Origin of the sequence: Pseudopedobacter beijingensis, assembly GCF_042678145.1 — a bacterium.
GTDB classification, from domain to species: domain Bacteria; phylum Bacteroidota; class Bacteroidia; order Sphingobacteriales; family Sphingobacteriaceae; genus Pseudopedobacter; species Pseudopedobacter beijingensis.
The window spans coordinates 1-772 of record NZ_JBHUDG010000027.1; the positions used below are offsets into that span (position 1 = coordinate 1).

The window sequence follows — 772 nt, forward strand, 5'->3', positions numbered from 1 at the left end:
ATAATATTCTTTATGTCAAGGAAGGGGCAGCAGGCGATGGCTCCTCATGGGATAAATCCGCCGACCTTGCCGATGCCTTGAAATGGGCAAACGAGAAAGTGGATGAGAACTTATGGGACGAAAATAGCCCTTTACAGATCTACGTAGCTACGGGGACTTACCTGCCAAAATACAGCCCAGAGGATGGAGTTGTCAACTCTGAAAATCCAGTAAACAACCGGGACAAAACTTTCCTGCTGGTCAAAAATGTCCAGCTATACGGCGGTTTCGATCTGGAAAATAGTATCACAGAGCTGTCTCACCAGCGTATCATCCCGAGCGTAGCTGGAGGAGCCCCAGCCAACGGCACTATCCTTTCAGGTGACTTAGGTGCATCTGATATTGATTCTGACAATGCCTATCATGTGGTACTGTCCGTAGGCGATGTAGGCAAAGCAGTATTGGATGGCTTTACTATTAGAAAAGGGTACGCAAAGACAGAAGAAGTGGCATTTGCAGTGCGGCAAGTCAATGTCAATAGGGGTTATGGTGGCGGGATGCTTAATCTAGCTGGTTCTTCCCCCAAGTTAAGGAATGTAATGATAGGTGATCATTCAGCTGTTTATGGAGGGGGTGTGTATAGTGACCAATCTTCTCCGGTACTAAGCAATGTTATCCTTAGCGGGAATGAAGCGACCACTAATGGTGGTGGTATGTATAACTGGGACCAGTCTTCCCCTGTATTGACGGATGTTGTGGTCAGTAATAATACCGCGAATACTAATGGCGGAGG

1 pseudogene is annotated in these 772 nt (G+C 47.0%); it reads left to right on the forward strand.

The window, feature by feature from the left end:
• Nucleotides 1-772, forward strand: a pseudogene (locus tag ACFSAH_RS14080) (hypothetical protein); the annotation flags it as partial.